The organism is Pedobacter sp. MC2016-24 (genome assembly GCF_015223055.1).
GTDB lineage: Bacteria > Bacteroidota > Bacteroidia > Sphingobacteriales > Sphingobacteriaceae > Pedobacter.
Genome location: NZ_JADFBX010000001.1, coordinates 389,080 through 413,991 on the forward strand (window position 1 = coordinate 389,080; position 24,912 = coordinate 413,991).

Consider the following 24,912-nt stretch of genomic DNA (forward strand, 5'->3'; position numbering starts at 1 on the left):
ATTATTTTTTCACAAACACGCTCCTCCCTTCAATTTTAAAATGAACGTTACTGGCCTGTTCTATACGCCGCAATACCTCAGAGAGTTTGCTGCTTCTGGAAACCCAGCCACCCAGTTCTATGTGATCATTTAAATCGCTGTCATAAATCACCTCAACATTATACCAGCGTGCAATTTTACGCATGGTGGTTTTAAAATCTTCGCCCTCGAATACAAAATCCCCGTTTTTCCAGGCCATCACATTTTCAAGATCTGCTGGAACTACCTGGATCTGGTTTCCTTTTAAAATGGCTTGTTGATTGGGTACAAGTACAATTTTCTGTGCGGTTTCTGCTAAGCAGGTTAGCCTGACACGGCCTTCCAGCAAGGTGGTTTTAATGGTTTGTTCATCCGGATAGCTGTTGATATTGAAATGGGTGCCCAATACCTCCACGTTTTGTTCTTTAGTGCGCACCACAAAAGGATGTTTCAGATTTTTTGCCACCTCAAAGTAAGCTTCACCTGTTAGCGCTACACTTCTTTTAACCAAGGTCTTAAGCTGTACTGAAAAACGGATTGACGATGCCGCGTTGAGCCATACCTTTGTGCCGTCAGGCAGTTCAACCTGGTAAGTACCACCATTCGGCGTGCGGACCACAACCTCCTGACCAGCATCAGGTGCCACTTCGTGACCAGGTTCAACTGCGCTACCATCATTGTATTGCAAACCCGAGTTTTGAACCATTACCCCCGTTTTGAGCGCACTCAGGTTAATGGTCTTGCCATTGGCCAGTGTAATGGTTGCCGAGTTCCTTCCCGGTGCCACGTCATTTTGATTGACGAGCTCTGCGTTGGGTTTTAAAAGCGGGTTGGCAGTATACAACCACAATCCCAAAGTGATGGCCCCTATTGCAGCCGCCACCAGTGAGATACGCAACCACCTGTTCAGAGGTGCTTTGATTTGAGGCTGACTGAGGATGTAATTGCGGGAATTTTCTTTAGCTGCTGTACCAGACCTGTCGATGATGTCTTGCTCAGGGATGTCATAAAACACCGCATCAAGCACCGCTTTCATGTCCGCTTCCAGGTCCGGATTTCGTAATGCGCTTTCCAACTCCTTCAATTCGGCTGCTGTTGATACATCATCCAGGTAATTACGCCATAAACGGGCTAAATCTTGATTCATTAAATAAGGCCTTTTAGTACATAGACGTACAGATATCCCCTGCCGGGGGTATTGAATTAAAATAATTTAAAAATAATCAGCAAGGCAGCCAGATCGGCTCGGTTAGCCAGTTGTTTGCGCAGATTTTTAAGCGCTAATTTCATATAACTCTGTACCGTTAAAACAGAAAGATTTAGGCGCTGTGCAGCTTCCTCGTATTTTAAACCTTCCTGGTGACAGAGCTGATAAACTTGTTTTTGTTGTTCCGGTAATAAATCAATCGCCTGTTGTATCATTTTCCGGGTATCACTTAAAATGATACTTTCTTCGGTTTCATTGTGCATTTCGGTCCATTCCTGATTGCGCGTCCGGGCAGTTTTAAGCTCCAGTTTATTTCGTCTAAGGATGTCGATCGACCTGTTGCGCGCCACCGCAATTAAAAAACTGTCCAATTTTTTCAGCTCCCTTAGCCGATATCCCTGTTTCCACAGTTTAAGAAACGTTTCCTGGGCCACCTCTTCCGCCAGTACATCGGATTTCAACAACTGGACTACAAACGTGTAGATCTGGTTGTAATAAAAGTCGTAAACCAAACTAAAGGCCCGTCCATCTCCACCTGCGATTTGATCCAGTAACCCGGTTTCGTTAAGAAGGGTTTTACGCGCCATGCCTCTAAAATATTTTTACAACCTGGGGCAATTATAGTTATAAAATTTCAATTCATACCAAACAGCTGAGCCATACAGGAAATCAAACTTGAGCCTTAGAGAAAATTAAAGCTCAGATAAAGGGTTGAAATTTGTAGTTATAAATTTAAGAATAACAAGATGAACAAGACAATTTTAATAACAGGAAGCAGCAGCGGGATCGGCAAGGCGACCGCTATTTTTTTTGCAGAGCAAGGTTGGAACGTCATTGCAACCATGCGCAAGCCGGAAGAAGAAACGGGGCTTAGCGCTTTGGAAAATGTGTGGCTAGCCCCATTGGATGTACTTGATCCCGCAAGCATTCAAAAAGCTGTTGACGAAGGTATTGCGCGTTTCGGTAAAATAGATGTATTGGTCAATAACGCGGGCTATGGTGCTTACGGGCCGTTGGAAGTATTTGAACGAGAAAACATCATCCGTCAGTTCAATACCAATGTTATCGGTTTACTGGATGTAACTAAAGCAGTATTGCCACATTTCAGGGCAAATAAAGATGGAGTAATCATTAACGTATCTTCTGTTGGAGGCAGGTTAACTTTCCCTTTCGGAGCCTTGTACCATGGAACAAAATTTGCCGTAGAAGGCATCTCGGAATCTTTGAGTTTTGAATTGGCTGCATTTGGTGTAAAGGTCAAGATTATTGAGCCGGGTGCCACTGCAACTGATTTTGCAGGAAGATCTTTCGATTTCAAAAATGATGAAAGTATAGCAGAATACCAGGGTTTAATTGGTAAATTGATGAAAATGATCGCAGATCTTAGTGGAAACAGTTCAACAGCCCGGGTAGTTGCAGAAAAAATATATGAAGCGGCAACAGATGGCAGCGATAAATTACGTTATCCTGCTACTCCAGATGCTATAGTTTTACTGGAAAAACGTGAAAAAGAAGGCGATCATGCTTTTATTACAGATTTTAAACAACAACTGGGTTTATAAAACTGATGGAAATCCTTAAATTAAGTACAGACTGGGCCAAAGCCGAAGTCTTTTCAGCAAAAATGGTTGGGCTGCTCAGTATCGTAATACTGATGTCAGCATTTGGTTTTTGGTATTGGGGGAAAACAACTATGGCCAGGGCTTTTATCTGGCCACTGGTTGTCTCCGGTTTATTCCTGGTGACTGTTGGTGCCGGATTATTCTTCGCCAACAAACCACGAATTGCTCAATTTGAACAGGCCGCCACCCAGGATGCCAGCGCCTTTGTAAAACAAGAATTGCAGCGTACCGCGAAATCTCAGAAAGAGCTGGCTACAGTCTTCAAGGTACTACCCGTTTTATTGGCACTATCCGGGCTAATGATATTATTTTTATCTTCAGCCAACTGGCGCGCAATCGGCATCACACTGGGCTTGCTGGCTATAGTGCTAATGGCTGTAGATAGCAATACCGATGCGCGCAACACCATTTACCACGAACAATTAAAAAAAATTGACGATGAACCTGGACGACCTTAACTTTGGAAATGCCTTTCTCTATTCCTGCTACGTAGATAATGCATTTGGGCATGAACAATTCGTATCCGAACATGTTATTTCTTTCCAAATTTCTGGAGAAACGCATATTGACCACCAGAATGGTGTAATCGTTCTTAAAGAAGGTCAGCTGATGATTTCACACCGCAATCAATTGGCCAAAGCATTTAAATATCCGGCTAAAAATAAAGAATACCGGTCGCTTTCAGTGATGTTGCATACCGGACGGATCCGGAAATTCGGTATGGAGCACCACTATGCCTTAGATAAAAAATACCAGGGCCTGCCCAATATTCTGTTGCAATCCAATCCCTTCCTGGATAGTTTTTTCCAATCCCTGGTGCCTTATGTAGAACAGACCAGTCAGGTTAGTAAGCAAATGGAAACTGTAAAAGTGAATGAAATACTCACCTTGTTACTGGAGACTTATCCTGAGCTGAGCACATTCTTATTCGATTTTTCTGAACCCTTTAAAATCGACCTCGAAGAGTTTATGCAAAAGAACTACCAGTACAATGTACCCATTGAAAACTTTGCAAAACTTACAGGACGAAGTCTGGCTAGTTTTAAACGGGATTTTCAGAAAATATTCGAAACTTCTCCACGCAAATGGCTGCAGGAAAAAAGGCTTTCTGAAGCGTACAATATTTTAAAAAAGAAACAAAAAAAGCCTACAGACATTTACCTGGATCTGGGCTTTGAAAACCTCTCTCACTTTTATTCCTCTTTTAAAGAGAAATTCGGGGTTACGCCTTCCATGGTCATTTGAAAACACCGCTAAATTCCTTACATTTACAGCGGCCATGCACATTTATGGTCTTTTAAGATCATGTTAAACGTAAGCTGCCTTCCTCCTCCAATCGCATTTTTTATAGCTTAAGTAGTGATATACTCCTGGCCGGTCTTGTCTATTTTCCAATAGGTATGGCCATGCTATTGATATCCATCAAATGACAAATTGATTTACGATCCTTCTGTGTATGTGTCATCAGGCACCGGAAGAGATACTGCATATAAAAAATGAAAAAGGCTTATATTAAATTACATATCTCCATTATCCTCGCCGGATTTACAGGCATATTTGGCAAACTCATTACCCTAAATGAAGGGCTGATCAGTTGGTACAGACTGTTCTTTTCCTCAATTATCATGTTGCTGCTCTTTGCAGTTCGCGGTAGATTTCCCAACGGCTCAAATGCCGACAAACTTAAAATTGGATTTACCGGAACCTTGCTGGGCTTACACTGGCTGTTCTTTTACGGCAGCATCAAGTATTCCAACATTTCCGTTGGCGTGGTTTGCTATGCCTTAACCAGTTTTTTCAATGCCATACTGGCACCGATCATCAATAAAAACAAGTTTTCTTACCAGGAACTCCTGCTCAGCAGCTTGACCCTTTGCGGGATAGGATTGATATTTGGCATGGATGCCACTTACAGAACCGGAATCATCCTTGGCGTCATCTCCTCTGTTTTCTCGGCATTGTATACTGTTTACAGTGAGCGTGTAGCGCGGCAATACGAGAGCGCAACTGTGATGTTGTATCAAATGATTGGCGGTTGCATCGGTTTGAGTGTTTTTATGCCCATATTTTTCCTGATCACCCCGGTTAGCACCATCATACCTTCCAGTGCAGATTTCTGGTGGCTGCTGGTCTTATCGGCTTTATGTACTGTAGTGATGTACTTTTTAATCACCGATGCATTGAAAAGCATCCCTTCATTTACCGTGAGCCTTTCCTTTAACCTGGAGCCTTTGTATACCATATTGCTGGCCATTGTGATCTACAAAGAAGGTCGCGAACTGTCTGTCGCTTTCTACATCGGATTATTACTGATTGTCAGTTCACTGGCCTTTCAAATGTACCGGCTAAATTATACAAAAAAATAAGTGACGTAAGGTTCATCGGATTGCACTATGATGCAATCCGATGAACTTTTTTTCAAAATCAATATGCCTATCGTCACCGCATCTGTTTCTACTTTAAAGCATAGAGATTCGATAAGTAACCGTTTGCAAAAATGCTCCGGGCACAGGGCTGACTTCAAGCGTGATTGGCATGGCCCGCAAAGCCGGGTAAGGTGCCCAATAATGCTGTTGATCCTGTCCAAGTTCAAGTTTCACATCGCCAGCACACACTTCAAACTTAAATTTTTTATGCTCACCTTCGATAACAATGGTATTTGCATTGATCTGCTTAAAAGACATGCCTTTGTAATTGATGATCGGCTCTATAATTTTTACGACCGGATTCAGATCATGATACACCAATGTAATTGATTTCGTCAAAGTACTGTCGGTAAATAAGTACTTCATCTGATAGCCAACACCTGCTGCAAGCCAGTTTTGATCTTTCAGCTCACCTGAAACATCTACTTCAAATCTCCCGGTGCTTGTGTTTTTATAATCCATCTTCGCATCAAATTCGTATAAATTGGTAAAATAGCCAAGACTGTCTCTAAACTCAATACGTGGGGTCAATGATTTAATTCCGGGTGCTTCTGGGAAACTCATCGGCTCCGGCCTCGAATATACCGTAACACTGGATGCTGTCAGATAGCCATGATCTTTAACCCATAAATTTGAAATTGCACCACCTGCCGGTCTGTACATGTATTTACTTTTGGATCCAGCCTTATAATCCTTATAACCATAAGCCGTTACTGTAGCCATAAAATGATCCGTTCTGAGTAAGGCAACATCCATCGTTTTAAAGTACTTGATCCAGCCGATTTCTTCTGTAGGTAATTTGACCCTTGCGCGGCTGTTTTTGGTTTCCAGGGCATAGGCCATGGCCAGGTTTTTTGCCTTGGTAAAGGTTGGATAAATGCATGGAGCCCCCATCACTTCCGCATGTTGGGGTCCGTAACCAATCAGTCCGCCGGGTAAAATATTTTTACGCAGGTATTCCAGGTTCTTGAAAGCTGCCGTTCCGTACCTGGGGTCTTCATCTGCATACAACGAGAATAGGACCTGACAACCATCGGATGTTGCTCCCCCATAGGTGGTCCATTTGTTGGAGCGAATACCCCATGAATTGTCAAGCGAGCCGTCAGGATAGACAAAATACAAATGGTTCTTCAAAGCTTTTTTTACCTCGTGATTTACCAGGGTATCCCCGGTTAATCTGGCATAGAAGCCCAGTCCCCATAAAGACATCTCCATGCTATAGCCCAAATCAGCACCCAATTTATTGGCATAAGTACGTCCGCCCTCTCCATTTAAAAAACCGTCCGCATCCATCTTAGAAATACAGCGGCGCGCCAGTATCGTAGCGCGTTTTAAATAAGCATCCGATTTTAAAAGCAAGCCTGCTTTAGCCAATGTAGCACATGTGGTAGCCACATAATTGATGCTGGCAAATTCAGGATTCATCACCAGGTGTAAATAGTCAACTGCCTTTTTCATAGCTAAGCGCCAATTCAGCTTTTCTGCCGGACTCAATTTGCTGGAGAGGACTTCATAAGCCATCATCATCATTAAGGCCTGATCAGTGGTGGTTCCGGTCCATTCTTCCGGTGTTTCTTTCCAGCTGCCATTTTGTTCCTGTTGCTTGATCAACCAATTTCCGGTATCAATTGCCGCCTGTAAGTACTTACGATTACCCGAAACCTGGTACGCGAGGGCAAAAGGATAAACCGATTCGGAAGCCCGGGTATGTAATACCCCATCATAATTACATTTGATGGCCCCAAAGTCATTGTTCTTTTTATCCTGAACCTGATGAGTCAGCAATGCGTCAACCAGCTTAAACAGGGTTTCTGCATACTCTTTTTTAAGATCAAGACTTTGCGCTGTGCTGTTCAATTGTGTAAAAAGAGATACGGCTACAGTCAATAAAATGCATCTCCATGGATTGCTCATTTGCATGTTTTCGTTTTTTAAGGGTAAGCTGCCTTATTATTTAAGGTACTGATTTCTGGCGCTGTTATACTGGCTTGAACCCGTATCCCTTTTGGTAATTTGCGTCCGGGAAACTTAAAAGTCAGCACTTTAACACGTGGCACTAAATCGTTTGGTGCATCGATACGGCCGATAGTCTGCAGGCCAAGCTTCTCGTCACCGGCCCAAAGTTCCACAGTGATATTTTTTGCGGTCAGGTTCCCGATGTTGTGAATTTTCACAGCCACCGTCTCCCGGTCGGGCATTGAAATGTCATGAGCAGAAAGTGCCGCATCCGCTGCCGCAGCAAGCTTAGCATCTGCTTTGATCTGGTTTAGTGTGGCCACGAACGATTTCTTAGCCGGTATGTGGAGTACAACCTGATTTACCCTTTCCTTGAGTTCAAGGGTTTGTCGCTGCAAATTGGCATCTATCATTCCATCATCATTGCGATCCTCACCCGTTTCCAATGCATAAAGCCCAGGTTGCAATTGCCAGGTCTGCATGGTTACAGCGCGATCAGTTCCAAAATTAAAAAAAGATACCCTGGCTGATGTAGCATTACCGCCGCGTACCAATATGCCGAGATCAGGACCTGTGTTTTTCCAGGTGGCTACCACTGCCGGATACTCGTATCCGGCACCAAAATGACCGGTATACATGCCAAACAGCAAGTCGCTGCCAGGCACATACACCCGATCGGTATACTTCACTTCATTGGTCAACAATGGAAAATTATAGCGTAAAGATGCCAATACCTCTTCCAGACCTTTGTTCAGGACCTGGGTGTCCCCATGGATTAAGTATTTGTTGTAAGCGCTACCCTGCGCTTCAATCAGCTGATCATACCTTTGGCTCCCGCTCAGCTGTCTGGCCATGGCAAAAACGTCGGCCATCGGGTTATCCGTATCACCTTTATCTACGCCACCTTTCAATAAGACCTGCTTTACCCAATTGAGCGAGCCTGGTTCGGGATTTTCGGGTAAAGTTTCTTTAGCTGCACTGATCATCAAATCATAACAAAAGTTAAGTGGCTTTAAAAAAGCTTTATTTTTTGTGATGGCATACATACCGATCAGCTGCGCCTGAAGTTCATTGACATGGCCAAGACTTTCCCATCGGTAGTAATCATAGGCCAGTCCCGGATCGTACCATTTTCCGGTATGTGCTGCGATTCCATCATTTTCAAATGCAATGGCTGCCGGCAGGACTCCGGCGGGCTTACCATTTTCTGCACGGTCAGCGTCGTTTACCCAGGCGTTTCCCCATTCACTAAACAGCCTGATCAATTCCGGGTTTTGGTTGTACCAGGCTGCCCATAAACCTGGCAATACCGCCCTGGCATTTAAGGGCACGTCCACATTCATAGGTGATTTTTCCAATACTGCCGTAGCCGACAGGTAGCAGGATTTAAAATGCCGGTGCCCATTTGGGGTTATGCCGGTCCAGACCTGGCCAAAGTTTTGCATACTGATCAGACAGCGCTCCACATACTCCGGATCACCGTAATCGATCATAAACATGGAGGGATGTGTATCCCTGAACAGCTCTGCAGCATGTTCTACATCGTCCATTTTTTTTGCAAAGCCGCGTTCCAGGATCCCGCTGTTCCACACGCCATCCGCCAGCCGGCGGTATCCTTTTTTTGCCGTAGCATCATCCGCACCTAAAATTGCCGGTAGCCACCACCGCAAAATCTCCACATCATCCCCATATTTACCGCCGAGCTCTCCGTTAGCCTCCTGCCTTTCATTTACCCACCAATAGATCACCTTTAACATTCTTTGCATGGCTTCGTGCTGGCCAATTGCCCATTGCGGAGCGCCTTTGGGATCAACGCTGTTGGCAATTGCAAATGGCACCCGCTCACCCAGGTACATTTTTAACAAATCTGCGTCCGGGTATTTCGCTTTCAGAATGCTGAAGTATTTTTTGTATTCGGCTTCATGATAAGGATCATAATCCTCACTGTTTAACCAATAATGAATCTTTCCCAATAAATAAATGGACTGGTCATACAAAGGATCTTTTTTTGAAGCCGCAACCTGCTCCAGCAGATCTGCAGCAAGGTACATCCGGAAAGTGAAGTTTATCCCCGATGTTTTGGCCGCCCGTAACCAGGCACCCAGATCGTAATAATAGCAGGCTTTTAAATATCTGTTGGCGGTGTTCAATTGATTCTCTAAGTCGGTTTGCCCGGGTCGGTCCTGAAGCTGTCTTTCCAGATCAGCCACCATTTGTTTTACTTTTGTAGTATCTGGTTCAAATCCGGTTTTTGAATCATACCGTATCTGAGCAATGGGTCTGAACTCGATACTTTGAACAGCGGCAACAGCATCATTTGCAACAACTCTGACCAACGTTGCACCTCCGGTAACGTTGATGCTTTTATTCACGCTTTTAATCGGGATGCGATACCAGGGCGTAACCACCGTATCGGCAATCAATACACCATTTACATACACCGACTGATTTAAATGACTTTCTGTATTGTTACCTAATGTAATGGTTAATACATAAGCTCCTTTGGGGAGGTCAGTTCTAAAAACCAAACTGTCTTTACCAATAAGCCCATCCCTGTTTAAAGCGTTATTCCATTTTCCGGCGATGGTATCAAAAGCAGCAGTAGGTTTATACATCAATCCATAGCCCTTTTTTGCCTGGTACAGTGTTCCCGGATCCACCCGGAGGTATCCTTGTTCAAGGGGAGAACTTGCTGTACCAAAATCATACAGATAATTGATGTGACCGGGATGTTTATTGCAGGACATCAGGACAATGATACAGAGGAATACGTATATCTTCATCATATCGGTTCTTTTAAGGTTGGAGCCTGGAAATTTCAATTCCCGCTGTAATTACCGCCCCCAATCCCCGGGGGTCATTAGCTATCGTTTTACGATCCATATAAAACTGCTGGTCGTCACCGATGTCTGTACCCCGACAAATGCCATGGACTACGCCCCCGGTATCAATTTTTGTTTTTAGGGCATTCCAGCCGGCAAGGGCATTTTTTTTATAGTCTTGATTTAACCAGCCTTCCCTTACTCCCCTGGCCAGCGCTAAAGTAAATAAAGCGGTACAGGACGTTTCTTCATAGGCATCAGGCCGATCCAATACCTGGTGCCACATACCGCTTTTATCCTGATAACGGATCAGTGTTTTCATCTGTTCCTGGAAATTACGCAATACCTGTGTATAGGCAGGGTGGTTCCTGGGCAGATTTGCCAGTAAAGATACCGTTGCCCAGGCAATCCATCCGTTTGCACGGCCCCAGTAAGCGGCAGATCTTTCCTGCTTCAGGTTAAACCAGGCATGCTTATATAAACCTGTTTTTGGATCGAGCAGGTATTTTCTAAAATTGAGCACCTGCCTGGCTGCATCATTATAGTACTGCACATCGCCTGTAATTTTAGCCATTTGCAATAAAAAAGGTACGCTCATAAACAAGTCGTCAGCCCATACCGTAGCTTCAACAGGTTCTGGCCTGCAAAAGGTACCGTCGTCCAGACGCTGTTGGGCTTTGGACACATAAGCCGCTATAGGCAGGATCAGATTTTTTACTGCTTCGTCCTTTGTCTTCAGATAATATGCTGCGAATGGCAAAACGGGTGCACCGGTATCGTCTAGCATGGTACGCCTGAAGATGCGGTGGTAACTTCCCCTAAATGCAAAAAGGGAGTCGTACTGATAGCGAAAATAGGGAATCTGCTGAAGGGTAAACTCTACATATCTTTTGGCAAAAGCCGAATACTTACCCGCAGTATCCAAAGCCATGATACTCCAGACCATGGATCCATGCGAATAATGCCAGTCGGCATAAGGATCACGCTGGTAAGCCGCATGACTGGGGGTTTCCAGTTCTGGAAGATAGCGCTGTGGCGATTTACACCAGGCATGCGGAGTTAAGCCTGAACGATCAAATGGCCCGGTTGATAAAAGCCACGCTGTATTTTGCAGGTCATTGTCCATACCGGAATTGAAGCTGGCAGCAGTATTCAGGTCGCCGGCCCTGGTAACGGGCATCAGAAAGATTACAGGATCAACGTCTTTTTCTGCGGTGTACCGGATCAGCACTTCGTTTATCCCATTTTTTAAGCGACCGGAAAACTGCTCACTAAAAGTAAACCGGTTATAAGAAGTCTCTTTCGGAACCTGTAAACCGGCATGCTTAGCCGCATATACCTGCATGTTGTTGATCCAAATGGTAACCTCGCCACCGTAGCTCAGTGCAAAATTCAACAGCGAATCTTTTTTTTCAACGACAAGCTGGCTTTTCCCATACAAATACTGTCCTTTTATTGGTTTTAAACCTCGAAAATCGATGACCTGCAAGCCCAGTACATCTTTCTGGGGCTGTAGCTTGAAACTAAAATAAGTATCGGCAATGACTTTATCCGCAACTCTTTTAGCCAAAGCCAAAGCTTCTTTGTTTTGCGAAAATACGGGCAAAGACAAAAGGAATAAGCCTGTGGTAACCAGGATATTTAACCGCATTTTGCTTGATAAATTCATTGCCATATGGAATTAAAGTATGAGTGATGCGCTATCCTGATCGAGAAACAAAATCGCATGGGCATGATTTCTCAGGGCCGTGGATGGATAACGTGCTGATATTTCTTCCTGAAGTGTATGTTGTACCGCCTTTGCTTTGTTTTGCCCCGGGACCATACAAAAAATGTACTTTGCCTGCAACAAAGCCGGAATGGTTAAGGTGTAGGCATAAGCAGGTACCTCGGCTACCGTAGCAAAGCATCCGTCATTTACCTGTTGCCGTTTACAGGGTTCATCCAAATCGATAATTTTGACCAGTACCGGGTCATCAAAACGGGCAACATGCGGATCGTTAAAAGCCAGGTGCGTGTTTTCACCAATCCCCATAAAGCAGAGGTCTGGCGGCATTTGCTCCAGCAATGCCGAATAACGCGCGCATTCAGCTTCGGAATCATTTCCATCGGGATTCAAATAATAGACCTGCTTAAAGGGCAGTCTGGAAAAGATTTTGCGATTCAAAAAATGTCCAAACCGTTGCGGATGTGATACGGCTAACCCCATGTATTCATCCATATGGAATGCATTTACCCGCGCCCAATCCAGACCTGCCTCTTCGGTAAGCGCTTCCAAAAATTCATTTTGAGAAGCTGCCGCAGCAAAGATGATGTTGACTTCTTCTTGTTGCTGCAGCAGTTCACTAAGGCGTTCCGCTGCCAGTTTAGCAGCTTCCAGGCCCATATCCCCCCTATTGGGATAAATTTTAACCAGTAGGTTATCTTTTAAAAATTTCATCATGTGTTTGGTTTAATAGCGGTATTTCAATCCTGCACGGGCCGAATAATCATAATACGTTTTGGTAAAAAGGCGTGACCGCTCGCCAAAATATTCGATTTGCGGCTGGTTTGTCAGATTTAGTCCTTCTGCATAAATGGTTAAGCCTTTAGTAATCCGGAAAGAAGCATTGACATCCAATTGATAGCGTGCGGCACGGATCACATCAGTAGCATCGTCTGTACCTAAAGTGGAGGTATAAGCACCATTATAGTTCAGATTGCCCTGTAAGGTGAAACCTTTTAAGGTGTAGGAAACAGAACCATTGGCGGTATGATCGGCCTGTCCAGGTAAACGGAGGCCCTTTCTGTCCTGTGCATCTGCTTTTGAACGGGTGTAGGTATAGTTGGCGTATAACGATATGCCTTTGAGTATGCCCGGCAAAAATGTCAAATTGGTTTGCGCGTTAACTTCTACCCCGAATACCTTTGCCAGGTCGCCATTGTAAGTTTTGTAATACAGATAGTCTTTGTAAGCGGTAGCATCTGGAAATTCGTTTCCTGTCAGCGTAACCACACTGTTGTACTGGAAGTTTTTGATATTTTTATAAAATGTACCGATGGAAAGGATACCCAGATTGCTGAGGTAGTGTTCTATAGAAAAATCATAATTGGTTGCAAAAGCAGGTTTCAAATCGGGGTTACCATCGGTTAATGTTCTGTTTAAGATACTTACTACACGACTGGGTACCAGGTCATTAAAATTTGGTCTGGAATAACCGAAAGATACTGCACCGCGCATCACTGTATTTTTAGCCAGATCATATTTACCTTGCAGGTTTGGCAGGTATTTGATGTAGTTGTATTTTGAATTTACCGGTACAGAGGAGGTGAGTTTACCATTGATATCCTGATTGACCAATTTGGCATCGTAATCAACCGCAGTTCTTTCCACCCTTAAACCACCCAATAACATAAATTTCTTAAATTGGATTCTGTTCATCAGGTATCCGGCAATTACATTTTCCTGGGCATCGTAAAAATAGGAATCAATGGATATCTGTGCCTGATCAGCACTTTGGGTAAACAAGGCGGGGTTTGCGGCAAAAAAGCCGACCGTAGCATCCTTATTTACCCCCAGACCAAAACTTAAATTGTCATCCAGAAAGTCGGCGGACACTTCGTTTTCGCCTTTAAAATTGTTGAGGCTACCTGTCGCTGCCGGACCGCTATAGTTGGCCACAAAAGTACTTGCCGGTCTGAAACGTTTGTTGTTCATCCTTTTTATTTTTGCCCCCATTTTAAAGTAGGCATCATTATCCCCTATTTTATATGGGTAAGTCAGGTTGATACGACCTACGGTATTGGTGCCCTGAGTTTTAAAATCATTGGCTTCAATCGTGTTGTAGGTATACAGTGCCGCATTGTTTTTGGCATCGGTACTACCTGTTGCCTGGATATAATCGCCGGAGATTTCAGAAATGGTCAGCGGCACATTTCCTGTAATGAAATTATAGGCGGCAGCACGCTGATCAAAATTTGAAGCGGTCAGAAATATCCCTCCATCCAGCTTGATCCGGTTTAACATGGTTTCCCCTTCTAAACTGAAGTTGATGTTATTGTTTCTCATTTGCCGGTCAAGCACCTCATTATACCCCCTTCCCCGGGTGGTTGTATATATGCCATTTACCAGGGTGGTGTTGGCCGTTTGCATCCTGGTGCGTTTACGGTACCGTGTAGCATCGTTATCCAGACTGTTAAAAGTTAAGTTGGCCACAATGGATGTTGTTGGACTGAAACTATAATCCATTGTTGTTGTTGCGCCCATGCGGGTACGTTCGTTCTCCAGGTAAACCAGGCGAATGTCGGTTGGAAAGTAAATGGATCCTTTTCCATCACCAAAATCTTTCAACTGCCATTGCTGTGCATTAATTTCATCGTATCCATTATTTGTTTTGTAATAACTACCAGATACAGTGATACCCATCCTACCATTTGGCAGATCTTCAGTTTCGCCATAGCGTCTGCCAAAACTGATGTTACCTATTCCATTTGAATTGTTGCGCAACTTGTTATAACCACCACCCAGATCTACAGACAACTGGGGCTTTAAGCTGATTGCTGTAGGTGTTTTTAGATTGATTGCACCTGATATGGCATCACCATCAAGATCCGGTGTTAAAGTTTTAATCACCTCCATCGAAGCCAGAACGTTTGCAGGGACTAAATCCAACTGGGCGTTCCGTTGCCCCAGTTCCTGCGTACCCATGATCTGCTCTCCATTGATGTTGATATTGGTATATCCTCCGGGTGTACCGCGCAACTGCACTGTAGAACCTTCGCCCTGCTCACGTCCGATAGTTACTCCAGGAAGTCTTTGCAAGGATTCGGCCACATTCAGATCGGGAAATCGTCCCATCAGATCGGCAGAAATCACCTGTTTAATGTTGTCGGCATTACGCTGTTGATTGAGTGCCTTTTGCTGGCCTTCCATGACACCGGAGACGGTTACGCCTTTTAAGGCCACACTACTGCTCAGCAGCCTGATGTTGTGCACTGCAGTTTGTCCGGCTTTGAGCTCCACGGTAGTTTCGACAGGGCTATATCCCATATAATTTACCACAACTACATAGGTGCCGGCCTTCAAATCGTTCAATTGAAAATCACCGGTGGTGTTTGTCGCCACAGCTTTATTGCTGTCTTTAATTTTTACTGAAGCGCCTGGTAAAGCTCCGCCCTGCTCATCTATCACTTTACCCCGAATGTTTCCTGCACTTTGTGCATGTGCAGAAAATCCGGTTCCTGCTGCGGAGAACAACACCGCAAATATCCACGTGAGATACGATTTAAAAATAGGTTTCATAACAATTTCCGTTTAGAATGAGTTGATATATTGGTTAGTTCTGGAATGATTTGAATTTATAGTAATCACTTAAAAAGCGTAATGCGAAGCTGGTGCCGATGTCACGGTTAACCAGCCAGACCTTACCCTTTGACCTGGTCCTGGTCTCGATCACTGCACCACGTAAATTTGGGTCCGGATGATCTTCTGCAAATCGATTATGAACCAGCCAATAGGCAGATTTTTCAATGTTGTTGTCGAATTCTTTATAGCCGAGATCGGAGAGTGCCATCCATACGATACCAGAAAGCGCAACTTCTGATCCTGTAACAGAACCTTTATCCGGGGCCTTTCCATCGGTATAGTTGTCGTAATACATGGTGCCATCCTTTTGCTGCGCTTTTGCGTGTGTACGGGCCGTTTTCGCCGCAGCTTCCAGGTATTTTTTATCTTTGGTCAGCTTCCAGGCCTCAATTAAAGACTCGGCATACCAAAGGTTAAAGCGGGGATGAAATGAGTGTACATCTTTGAAATTTGGCATAAAGTCTGACCACAATCCATTCTCGTCCTGTAGTTTCAATAAGCTGTTACAGAGATTAATGAAAGCATCTTTAAAGGCTTTATTACCTGAAAACTCGTAAGCATCCTTAAACAAAGAACCTTCAGTATTTGGTCTGGATACATCAAACAAGGTTTGCTCACCGACTTTCTTATCTTTCCAAAAGGGGCTGTATTCTTTTTGCACCTCGCCCGTTTTCAGGTCTACATTGTCGTAACAAATGCCTTTCTCCGCATCATACATATTTTTCATCATCCAGCTGGCGGCGCTGGTCGCTACGTCTGCATACTTTTTATCCCGGGTTACGCGACTCAATTCATAGATTCCCGGGGTACCGTCAGATATGGTGGCAAAAACAATAACATCGTCACCCACAAAATCTCCGTGTGTAGCGCCCAGCATTCCTTTCAATTTTGGATGGTCTTTGATCTGCAAACTGATCCAATAATCACCGGATCGCTTTGCGGCATTCAGCCAGTTTTCATTGCCCCTGATTTTATATCCTGCAAGCAAAGCGTTAATTGCCTGCCCGGTATGCCAGGGCACTTCATAAGGGTACCATTTACCTTCGGTCAGGTTATAATCACATCGCGACTTCCCCTGCTCGTCCAGGATGACCTTAACGAGGCAATTTGCGGTTTGATCAATGGCATTGACAATTTCTTCCTTTTTCACCTGGGAAAAGGCGTTAGTATAGGTGCTGAAATAAATAGCCAGTATAAGACTGGTCAGGATCTTAATCTGCTTCATGATTGTTCTGGTTAGCATTGATGGTGTATTTGTGTTTGTGGTTGGTTACAGGTTCTGTGGTGTTTAAGCGAAAGGTAAAAGCTGCATTTGTGCCATTGCTTCTGATCTTTAACAGGATATAATTGATACCTTTTTTTAAAGGCAGGTTGTACGATTTTTCGGCAGGTAAGAGCGCAGAAGGTGGAGCGTGAACCTGGGCAGGCAAAGCATTCGCAATGCTGGTGTCATTACAAAATAATTCCAGCTCAGCATCAGTTCCAATCCAGGCCGGAATCTCCATAGCCTTTTCGGCTGTTACCGAACAGAAGGCGTATACATAACGATCGGCTGGTAAAGCTTTAAACTTATTGATGATCCCACCGTTATCCGTATTGTATTTCATCCACCGGAACGGCTTGTTGACAAACTGCGCAAAATCTCCTGGTTTAGGCGGCCGGTTTGCGTCCGGATCTTCCGAATACAAAAAGGCAGGGAAGCCATGGTTCGGGTTTACAAAAGGGCCGCTTAACAGCCAATAATTGAAATAATAGCGATCAAGCTCAACGACATTTAAACCTATAGCAGTAGCCGTTGGCCAATTGGCATTTACGGCGTTGGGCGGGAGCCCTGAAAGCTTTTTTTCCAGATCTGTAAGCGATGCAATTCTATTTTGGTAAGGCTTAAGTGCATAATTTAAGGTGTATGGTTGATTTTCCCGATTCCATTTATATTTAAAATCAGCCTCCATGGCCACATACCTGCTTTTTAGTTTTTGTAATGCTGTAATCTTTGATTTCACATTTTCGGATGATTTTTTAGTGCCTCCCTGGTACCATCCGGACAGTTCAGCAATTTCGGTTCGGGTATCAAAAAGTAGTCTGTAACGATCCACAATGTATTTTAAGGTGGCCAGATCAGTCTGATGTCGTTTTGGACCTGCAGCCATCAATAGTTCATCAGCTGCATCAATAATTTTCAATCCGGCTGCAACATCCTTGTTGTTTAAAATTAATGTTTCTCCATTCTGGGGTAAAATATGCTGCCACCAGATTTCGTGGTTCATGTTGTAAGTAAGCGGTAGGTCTCTCAGTTTCATGAGCGCATTGATCGCGCTTACATAAGCACCATTGGCTGTACCATAGGCCACACTTTCGTACCTGGTATCAAAGCCATGATCCAGATTTGACGTTACATTCCAGCTTTTCTCTGCAGCGAGATACACCCCATACCAGTCTTGCGAAAACAGCTGATCGCCCCCTTCATCCCAAATTGTGGTGTAAGCACCAATTGTTCCTTTTTCGTAGCCCGCATGTATAAAGCCATTGATATTGGCTTTGGCGATAGCCAGATCAGGGAAAAGCCTGTTGGTATTTAAAATACCCGGACAAACCATAAATTGAAGCTGGCGTTTTACAAAAGGGTCAATCCATTTATCATAGGTTGCCGGATCTCCATATTCCCAGGTCATGTAAGTGATATCCTTTGGCAACAAGTCCAAAATCTCTTCATGCTGCAAGGCAATATCTCCCCACATCATCAACTGCTTACCGTTCTTTTTCAATACCTCATAAAGAAACTTCAGGTGATCTGCATAGTATTTAGCGATGCCCACACTATCGACGTATTTTTTTGATTTCCCTTTGCCAAGGTCAAATGTCTCATCACAGTTTACATTAAAATAGTTTGAACTGAAAGCGCCGCACATTTCAGTAATCACGCTTTCCAGAAAATGCCGTGCTTTGGGATCCAAGGGAGAAATCATGGTGGAAGTTTCGCCCATAGACTGATATTGGGGCAAGGATAAAATATTGTTGAAATGTCCAAAGGATTGGAAACTACCTATGAGTTCCATGTGGTATTGCTTAGCGTAAGCAGACAAGGCTTTGATATCCGCAATGGTCAACTTTCCATCTGCCGGGGCGAAATCAGGATAAGCTTTAGTCTGCACCACATGTTCCATATAAAAAGACAAACCGTTTACTTTTAAAGATGCCATGCGCTGAATCTGTTCCTTGATGTAAGAAACTTTAGAGATGGGCCCGCGACTAATGTCGTCAAACACTACCCGATGTGCCAAGGATGGCCAATCGACAATATAGACTTCACGTTTCCAGCCTGCATCCATCAATTGTCTGAGGCTTTGTAAACCGTAAAACAAGCCCCTTTCTGTATTGGCAACCAGCAGCTGGTCTTTTTGATTTAAAATCAATACATAGCCCTCTTTACCAATCTGCTCAGCCCAATTTTTCTGATCAAACTGTTGAACATACTGACCAATCATTTGATCAATCTGCTTATTTTTTCCTGTTAAACTTAAGGTAAGCAACTGTGAAAGACCAGTTTTTTTGCGCAGCAGGCTATGTTTAGTGACCGCTCCCAAACGTTTTAAAGTAAGCAAATCGATTCCACCGGCTTTAAGCACCCAATTTTTAGAAAATGCAGCGATTGTTTTCCCTTCTTTTACCTGTTGAGGATATGGCAGCACAGGTACATCAGCCACTGCAAACAACGCTGTGCCGGATAATAAGAACAGAAGCCATATGTGAAGTCCTTTGATCATTTCTTTCTGTTTAGGTTCGTATCAGCTTGAATTTTCGGGTGGTAGTTATTGATCAATGCAACATTGCTTGTATTTCCCTGCTGCCAGACAAAATTTTTGCCAGCAGTATAGGTAGAGTTTCCTGTGATTAGTCCATTATTTGCATCGTTTAAATAAATGGAGCCATTGGCATTTGCGGAAGTCGACATCTGAATGCCTTTAAGTTCAAAATCGGATGTATTTTCGAGCGCAATTGCCGGGCGTTCATCAGCAGTACGGAAAGAAAACCTGCAATCGGATATTTGAAGTCCTTTTACATGTTTAACGTAAAAGCCATAAGCCGGCAATGGCCCAAACATGGTAGCTTCCGGATAATGGTCTGCCAGAACCTCCAATTTTCTAAACATCGCATCCGCTTTAGCGCCACCAGAACTGGAAATGGAGATATTGCTAAGGCTAACATTTTCAATTATCGCGTTTTCCAGGCCGATTACGGAGCTACCAGTTATGTCCGCTCCGGTAGCGACTACATTGGCAATGCTGATATTCCTGGCTATGCCGATCCCAGGAGCAGCTGCCCCATCGGTATGTTTCCGCGCCCTGTTACCCAACCGAATAAATATCGGCACCTGTGGACCATCAATGACCATATTACTGATGCTGATGTTTTCCATAATCCCGCCATCCACCATCTCCAGTGAAATACCGCTGTTACCGGCTGGTTTACCGTAAATGGTTGTGAGCTGTTGCGAAGGTTTAATGACACAATTGGTAACCGTTACATTTCTGAAACCACCGGTAGATTCTGTGCCGAACTTTAAACCATTGCAGTGACTGCTGAATACACAATTGCTAATGACAATGTTTTCTGATATCAGTCTGGAAGTACTTTTAAGCGTCAACCCGTCGTCGTCCGAATCCCCGTTCACATTAGTAATCAATACATTTTTACACCCATCGATATCAATCATATCGTTATTTTTGTTGGAGTGGTTCCAGATGGAAATCCCATCAATCAGGACATCTTCACACCCCAGGTAATGCTGCATCCAGAAAGCAGAATTACGCAGATGTACCTGTTTAACCCTAACGTTTTTGCAAGCTACAAACCACAACAGATAAGGCCTGTTCATATACCGCTCTGGTTTTTTGATGGTATTGATTTCAAAACTTGCGCCTTGTCCGTCTATTGTTCCTTCACCTTCAATGCCAATATGCTCTGCTTTATTGGCATAGATGAGCGCTTGTTTTACCCAGTTTTCGCCATAAAAAGGGATCCCGGCCTGCTGATAGGGATAATTTGAAGCTCCTTTAACTCCTGTGAGGATACAACCACGAGAAAGATAAAGACTGACATTACTTTTTAACACCAGTGTGGCCGTTACAAAATTTCCGGTCGGGAACAAGACCTTTCCCCCTCCTGAAGCGGCAACTGCATCAATCGATTTTTGAATAGCCTGGGTGTTTAGGGTGATGCCATCGCCCTTGGCGCCATAAGTAAGCACATCAACATCTGCAGCCTTCGCAAAGACTATTGTATTTGTAAATAAGAGAAATAGAAGGAATCGCATCATCGTCAGGTTTAAGTGAGAATATACTTATTTTTTAGTTCTTGAAATTTGATAGTAGACATTAAAAAGGTAACAAGGCAGCAGCAGTAAATAAGCCAGTTGATTGTTGGAAACAATAGATAACCAACTGTATACCAGTGGAAGAATGGCACCACCTGCGATCCCCATAATCAATATGGCCGAACCTCGGTTCAGTAAGGCCCCACTAAGTCCCTTTAAAGCCAGCGGCCATATTGCCGGCCATAACATGGCATTGGCAAAACCAAGTAAAGCAATAAAAACAATAGACCCCTGCCGGGGCACAAATACAGCAAATAAAGTAAGTAAGGCGCCCAACAGAGACGAATACAAAAACGCTTTTTCCTGCGAAATTAAGCGTGGAACGAATAAAACACCCAGAACATAACCTGTAAGCATAGCCGCAAGTGTATAAGAGGTTAAGCTTTTGGCGATGTCCAATCTAACCCCCTGGTAAATGCCATAATTTCCAATGGTATCACCAGCAATCACTTCTACACCCACACTTACAAATATGGCTGTGAAACCAAGTAAAAAAACGCCATCGTAATTCTTTTTTGTGTGGGGCAGCTCCTGCTCCTGACTGTGCAACAGTTCGTCTGCCGAGGGTTCAATTTCTGGCAGATGTGCATACTTAATGCCAAGGGCAATGAGGCATAAAAGTACGGTCAACACGATATATGGCATAATCACATCCCTGGCAAGTTCATCCAGGCGGGCTGTTTTTGCAACAGTACCCATACTTTCCAGTTCGGCCAGTAAACCATCAGAATTTTTAAGGATAATTGCACCCAGGATCATAGGGGCAAGAATGCCCGCAAACTTATTACAAATCCCCATTAAACTCATGCGCTGAGCGGCTCTTGCCGGATCACCCAGTTTAGTGATGTATGGATTTACAGCTGTCTGTAATAAAGTTGTACCTGCGCCCGCAACAAACAGTCCGGCTAAAAAAAGTGGATAGTAACGCATTAATGCAGCTGGTACAAATAACAGGCAACCCATGGCCATGATCAATAATCCGGTCTGTATCCCCCTGACCATCCCTGTTCGGACTAAAATCCGGCTCGAAGGCAGGGCCATAAAGGTGTAAGAAATGTAAAAGGCAAAAGTAACCAGGTAAGCTTGCCACTCTTCCAGTTCACAGGCAATACGCAAATAGGGAATCAGTGTTCCATTTACCCAGGATATGAATCCAAAAATAAAGAAGAAACACCCGATAGTAATGACTTGTTTATTCATCCTTGTTTCCATGATTTACAGGTTATTCCAATTTTCAATTGCCTTGCTTACACTCCCGTACTTTAACAAACGGGCTTTGGCATCTGCATGGTTTTTAATCCCGGTCTTTTCCATCAACATGCTGACGCCCCTGCTGATCAATTTTTCGTTACTAAGCTGCATGTTAACCATTTTATTGTCTTGTATTTTTCCAAGCCGGATCATTACGCTGGTTGAAATCATATTCAAAATCAGTTTCTGTGCGGTACCACTTTTCATACGGGTACTTCCAGTCACAAATTCAGGCCCCACTACAGCTTCTATTGGAAAATCAGCATGTTTTGCCAAGGGTGACCCCGCGTTGCAAACAATACAAGCCGTCAGTATACCTGCTGCCTGAGCTGCTTTCAATGCACCAATCACATAAGGCGTGGTTCCACTGGCTGCAATTCCGATTACCGTATCTTTATCATCAGGATGGTATTGCTGCAAATCAATCCAACCCTGTTCCGGATCATCCTCAGCATCCTCGACCCCGTAACGCAATGCAGCATCTCCACCAGCCATAATTCCAATCACCAGGTCATCTGATACCCCATAAGTAGGCGGGCATTCACTGGCATCCAGAACGCCCAGTCGGCCGCTCGTTCCCGCCCCAATGTAAAACAACCGGCCTCCATGTTGCATACGCAGTGTAATTGCGTTAACCAGTTTTTCAATGATTGGAACCAGTAAACCCACTGCAGGTGCAACCGTTGCATCCTCATAATTGATGTTATTCAATAGGGCTGCCGTGCTCATCTTTTCCAGATTGCGGTAGGCCGAAGGCATTTCTGTGACTTTGATAAAACCCATGAGCTTAAATTTTTACTTTTTCCATTTTAGGCACCAATAAATGTATCACCAGCCAGGCGATTAGAAAAGAAGAACCGCAGACCAGGAATATGATGTTGTATCCGGCCATCAGGTTTCCTGTTCCCTTATAAAAGTCAAGTATTGCACCGATAAACATTGGAAATAACACCCCGCCAATGGCACCGGCCATGCCCCCCAATCCAACTACAGAACTGACTGCTTTTTTGGGAAACATGTCTGAAACAATCGCAAATATATTGGCACTCCAGGCTTGATTTGCGGCAACTGAAAGACTGATCAAGGCAATGACAAGCCACATATCAGCTGCATACCTGGTAGCCATGACCGGTATTACACAAACGGCAGCAACCAGCAGTGCCGCTTTACGCGCTCTGTATACTGGCCAGCCTTTTTTGATCAGCCATGAAGACAAATAACCTCCGCCGATACTACCGATCATGGTTCCGGTATAGACGATGACCAGTGGCAGACTGGGCTTTTTCAGATCCAGGTGAAAATTGGCTGCAAAATAGGAAGGCAACCAGAACAGAAAGAAATACCAGATGGGATCTGTGAAAAATTTGCCGGCAATAAAAGCCCAGGTTTGTTTGAGGCCCAATAACGTTTTCCAGGTTACTTTGCTGGTGTCATTGTCTTCAGTCTGCGCGTCCTCATCGCTATTGATGTAAGCCAGTTCTGCAGGTTTTAATTTCTGCTGTTTAACGGGTATCTCGTAGAAAGAAAGCCAGGCGGCCAACCAGATGAAGCCCAATGCCCCGGTTACAATAAAAGCCATTTGCCAGCCATATACAGCTAAAATCCAGGGTACAAGGATTGGTGCAACACAAGCGCCGATGTTAGACCCGGAATCAAAAATACCGATAGCCAATGCCCTTTCGCTTTTTGGAAACCATTCTGCAACCGTTTTAACGCCGGCAGGATAGTTACCAGACTCGCCAGCTCCAAGTAAGGCGCGCATGGCACCAAAGCCAAATGTGCTACGTACCGCAGCATGTAACATGGCTGCAATGCTCCAGACGGTAATGGATATGGTATAGCCCAACTTGGTTCCTATTTTATCAATCAGCTTTCCATACAGCAATTGTCCGATGGCGTAAGTGGCTGTAAATGCCATTACGATATGACTGTAATCTGTTTCTGTCCAGCTAAAAGTATGCTCTAAGGTTGGTTTTAACAGTCCCAGGATCTGCCTGTCCAGATAGTTGATGGTGGTTGCTGCAAATAGCATGAAGCAAATGAACCACCTGTAATTGCCAATTTTTACGTCTTTATTCATGGTTAATTTAGCTGATACCGGGTTTTTAATAGATTCATCATATATAAATTAGATAAGCACTGCTTTTCAGCTGTCTGTTTCAAAGACAGGTATGGAAAAGGGCCAAACTCGGGTGTAATACTCAGCATATCTTTACCTGTTTTTTGATGACTGGCAATTACTTTATCCCAACATTTCAAGTGAAAATCCAGCGTTTCCCCGTATTCCGGAAGTTCAGGATCCCATACCTGTGGCCCTTGTTCAAAACCAATCCTCGCGTGAATGTGGGCAGTACGCCCGATAGCTAAATCAAGCACTTGCTGCTGGTCCTGTAGTAAACTCTCGGCAACAACACACCAATGGGATACATCCAGGGTAAGTCTTAAATCTGGAAAAGCTTTCAAATATTCAGCAGTAACATGTGCAGCATAGGCAAATCGTCCACGATGGGTTTCATGTACCACAGGTATGTCTGTTTCAAGCGTTACGCTCGCCGCAATTTCAAGCAGACTGCAATTCTGCGTTTTAGTAAAAAAGTCCCTACCGGTATGTGAGTTGATGAATAAAGGTTTTAGTGCGGCCAGCTCCCTAAGCTGCTGTGCATATTGATCACGATGCAGACTGATATCAGGATCTGTCGTTTCCCAATGCTGCCCGATAAACCGGAGTCCGTATTTGTGAAGTCCTTCAAAAAACATATCTTTCTCTTCCGGATCGGGTATTCCAGTTTCTACCCCGTCATAGCCCTGGGCTGCAATACTGGCAAAAAAAGCATCCCAGCTACCTTTCTTTTGCCCCCAGGTTGTACAGAAAAATAAGATGTCCATATGATC

18 protein-coding genes are annotated in these 24,912 nt (G+C 44.1%); 4 read left to right on the forward strand and 14 right to left on the reverse strand.

All coding sequences use genetic code 11. The annotated features are described in order from the left end of the window. Position 1: 1 nt before the first annotated feature. Together IM797_RS01920 and IM797_RS01925 are read right to left on the reverse strand one after the other, a co-directional pair. A complete protein-coding gene (locus IM797_RS01920; protein WP_194125401.1) occupies positions 2–1,165 on the reverse strand; it encodes a FecR family protein in 1,164 nt (387 codons plus the stop codon). Positions 1,166–1,221: 56 nt separating this feature from the next. Next, positions 1,222–1,812 carry an RNA polymerase sigma factor gene (locus IM797_RS01925; protein ID WP_194125402.1) on the reverse strand — a complete coding sequence of 197 codons (591 nt, stop codon included), beginning with the start codon at positions 1,810–1,812 and terminating at the stop codon, positions 1,222–1,224. Between the two features lie 159 nt (positions 1,813–1,971). On the opposite strand from IM797_RS01925, the gene IM797_RS01930 reads away from it, so the two are divergent. The 4 genes from IM797_RS01930 (at position 1,972) to IM797_RS01945 (ending at position 5,213) form a co-directional block, all read left to right on the forward strand. Then, complete coding sequence (locus IM797_RS01930) at positions 1,972–2,787, forward strand: SDR family oxidoreductase (protein WP_194125403.1); 816 nt, start codon at positions 1,972–1,974, stop codon at positions 2,785–2,787. 5 nt (positions 2,788–2,792) lie between these two features. Then, positions 2,793–3,305: a hypothetical protein gene (locus tag IM797_RS01935; protein WP_194125404.1), complete on the forward strand. Its 513-nt coding sequence runs from the start codon at positions 2,793–2,795 to the stop codon at positions 3,303–3,305. Beyond that, positions 3,286–4,092, forward strand: coding sequence for an AraC family transcriptional regulator (locus tag IM797_RS01940; RefSeq protein WP_194125405.1), 807 nt, complete (start codon positions 3,286–3,288; stop codon positions 4,090–4,092). Before IM797_RS01935 ends, IM797_RS01940 begins: the two co-directional genes overlap by 20 nt. Before the next feature lie 251 nt (positions 4,093–4,343). After that, the gene (locus IM797_RS01945) at positions 4,344–5,213 is read left to right on the forward strand and encodes a DMT family transporter (RefSeq protein WP_194125406.1); all 870 of its coding nucleotides are present in this window, start codon (positions 4,344–4,346) and stop codon (positions 5,211–5,213) included. A gap of 93 nt (positions 5,214–5,306) precedes the next feature. On the opposite strand, the gene IM797_RS01950 is transcribed toward IM797_RS01945, so the two are convergent. The 12 genes from IM797_RS01950 to IM797_RS02005 are packed head-to-tail and all read right to left on the reverse strand — an operon-like array spanning position 5,307 to position 24,906. Continuing rightward, entirely contained in the window at positions 5,307–7,193 is a 1,887-nt protein-coding gene (locus tag IM797_RS01950) for a hypothetical protein (protein WP_194125407.1), read from the reverse strand. An 11-nt stretch (positions 7,194–7,204) separates the two neighbouring features. Beyond that, positions 7,205–10,015, reverse strand: coding sequence for a hypothetical protein (locus IM797_RS01955; RefSeq protein WP_194125408.1), 2,811 nt, complete (start codon positions 10,013–10,015; stop codon positions 7,205–7,207). 10 nt (positions 10,016–10,025) lie between these two features. Then, positions 10,026–11,720, reverse strand: coding sequence for a glycoside hydrolase family 105 protein (locus IM797_RS01960; protein ID WP_194125409.1), 1,695 nt, complete (start codon positions 11,718–11,720; stop codon positions 10,026–10,028). 12 nt (positions 11,721–11,732) lie between these two features. Continuing rightward, the gene (locus IM797_RS01965) at positions 11,733–12,494 is read right to left on the reverse strand and encodes a glucosamine-6-phosphate deaminase (RefSeq protein ID WP_194125410.1); all 762 of its coding nucleotides are present in this window, start codon (positions 12,492–12,494) and stop codon (positions 11,733–11,735) included. Between the two features lie 9 nt (positions 12,495–12,503). Then, on the reverse strand, positions 12,504–15,332 hold the full coding sequence (locus IM797_RS01970; RefSeq protein WP_194125411.1) for a TonB-dependent receptor: 2,829 nt from the start codon (positions 15,330–15,332) through the stop codon (positions 12,504–12,506). Positions 15,333–15,366: 34 nt separating this feature from the next. After that, complete coding sequence (locus tag IM797_RS01975) at positions 15,367–16,620, reverse strand: hypothetical protein (protein WP_194125412.1); 1,254 nt, start codon at positions 16,618–16,620, stop codon at positions 15,367–15,369. After that, positions 16,607–19,159: a family 20 glycosylhydrolase gene (locus IM797_RS01980; protein ID WP_194125413.1), complete on the reverse strand. Its 2,553-nt coding sequence runs from the start codon at positions 19,157–19,159 to the stop codon at positions 16,607–16,609. The genes IM797_RS01975 and IM797_RS01980 overlap by 14 nt, the downstream gene beginning before the upstream one ends. Next, entirely contained in the window at positions 19,156–20,712 is a 1,557-nt protein-coding gene (locus IM797_RS01985; RefSeq protein WP_194125414.1) for a glycoside hydrolase family 28 protein, read from the reverse strand. Before IM797_RS01985 ends, IM797_RS01980 begins: the two co-directional genes overlap by 4 nt. A gap of 24 nt (positions 20,713–20,736) precedes the next feature. Continuing rightward, positions 20,737–21,981, reverse strand: coding sequence for a sugar MFS transporter (locus tag IM797_RS01990; RefSeq protein ID WP_194125415.1), 1,245 nt, complete (start codon positions 21,979–21,981; stop codon positions 20,737–20,739). A gap of 3 nt (positions 21,982–21,984) precedes the next feature. Continuing rightward, positions 21,985–22,803: an N-acetylmuramic acid 6-phosphate etherase gene (gene murQ / locus IM797_RS01995; protein ID WP_194125416.1), complete on the reverse strand. Its 819-nt coding sequence runs from the start codon at positions 22,801–22,803 to the stop codon at positions 21,985–21,987. Between the two features lie 4 nt (positions 22,804–22,807). Continuing rightward, a complete protein-coding gene (locus IM797_RS02000) occupies positions 22,808–24,100 on the reverse strand; it encodes an MFS transporter (RefSeq protein ID WP_194125417.1) in 1,293 nt (430 codons plus the stop codon). Between the two features lie 2 nt (positions 24,101–24,102). Continuing rightward, the gene (locus IM797_RS02005) at positions 24,103–24,906 is read right to left on the reverse strand and encodes a sugar phosphate isomerase/epimerase (RefSeq protein ID WP_194125418.1); all 804 of its coding nucleotides are present in this window, start codon (positions 24,904–24,906) and stop codon (positions 24,103–24,105) included. Between the last annotated feature and the right edge of the window lie 6 nt (positions 24,907–24,912).

What these genes read in the sequence shown, in the direction of transcription:
- IM797_RS01980 (WP_194125413.1), bottom strand. Translation starts at nt 19,159, where the DNA reads ATGATCAAAGGACTTCACATATGGCTTCTGTTCTTATTATCCGGCACA.
- IM797_RS01935 (WP_194125404.1), top strand. Translation starts at nt 2,793, where the DNA reads ATGGAAATCCTTAAATTAAGTACAGACTGGGCCAAAGCCGAAGTCTTT.
- IM797_RS02005 (WP_194125418.1), bottom strand. Translation starts at nt 24,906, where the DNA reads ATGGACATCTTATTTTTCTGTACAACCTGGGGGCAAAAGAAAGGTAGC.
- murQ (WP_194125416.1), bottom strand. Translation starts at nt 22,803, where the DNA reads ATGGGTTTTATCAAAGTCACAGAAATGCCTTCGGCCTACCGCAATCTG.
- IM797_RS01960 (WP_194125409.1), bottom strand. Translation starts at nt 11,720, where the DNA reads ATGAATTTATCAAGCAAAATGCGGTTAAATATCCTGGTTACCACAGGC.
- IM797_RS01945 (WP_194125406.1), top strand. Translation starts at nt 4,344, where the DNA reads ATGAAAAAGGCTTATATTAAATTACATATCTCCATTATCCTCGCCGGA.
- IM797_RS01965 (WP_194125410.1), bottom strand. Translation starts at nt 12,494, where the DNA reads ATGATGAAATTTTTAAAAGATAACCTACTGGTTAAAATTTATCCCAAT.
- IM797_RS01930 (WP_194125403.1), top strand. Translation starts at nt 1,972, where the DNA reads ATGAACAAGACAATTTTAATAACAGGAAGCAGCAGCGGGATCGGCAAG.
- IM797_RS01955 (WP_194125408.1), bottom strand. Translation starts at nt 10,015, where the DNA reads ATGATGAAGATATACGTATTCCTCTGTATCATTGTCCTGATGTCCTGC.
- IM797_RS01970 (WP_194125411.1), bottom strand. Translation starts at nt 15,332, where the DNA reads ATGAAACCTATTTTTAAATCGTATCTCACGTGGATATTTGCGGTGTTG.
- IM797_RS01925 (WP_194125402.1), bottom strand. Translation starts at nt 1,812, where the DNA reads ATGGCGCGTAAAACCCTTCTTAACGAAACCGGGTTACTGGATCAAATC.
- IM797_RS01940 (WP_194125405.1), top strand. Translation starts at nt 3,286, where the DNA reads ATGAACCTGGACGACCTTAACTTTGGAAATGCCTTTCTCTATTCCTGC.
- IM797_RS02000 (WP_194125417.1), bottom strand. Translation starts at nt 24,100, where the DNA reads ATGAATAAAGACGTAAAAATTGGCAATTACAGGTGGTTCATTTGCTTC.
- IM797_RS01920 (WP_194125401.1), bottom strand. Translation starts at nt 1,165, where the DNA reads ATGAATCAAGATTTAGCCCGTTTATGGCGTAATTACCTGGATGATGTA.
- IM797_RS01990 (WP_194125415.1), bottom strand. Translation starts at nt 21,981, where the DNA reads ATGGAAACAAGGATGAATAAACAAGTCATTACTATCGGGTGTTTCTTC.
- IM797_RS01985 (WP_194125414.1), bottom strand. Translation starts at nt 20,712, where the DNA reads ATGATGCGATTCCTTCTATTTCTCTTATTTACAAATACAATAGTCTTT.
- IM797_RS01975 (WP_194125412.1), bottom strand. Translation starts at nt 16,620, where the DNA reads ATGAAGCAGATTAAGATCCTGACCAGTCTTATACTGGCTATTTATTTC.
- IM797_RS01950 (WP_194125407.1), bottom strand. Translation starts at nt 7,193, where the DNA reads ATGCAAATGAGCAATCCATGGAGATGCATTTTATTGACTGTAGCCGTA.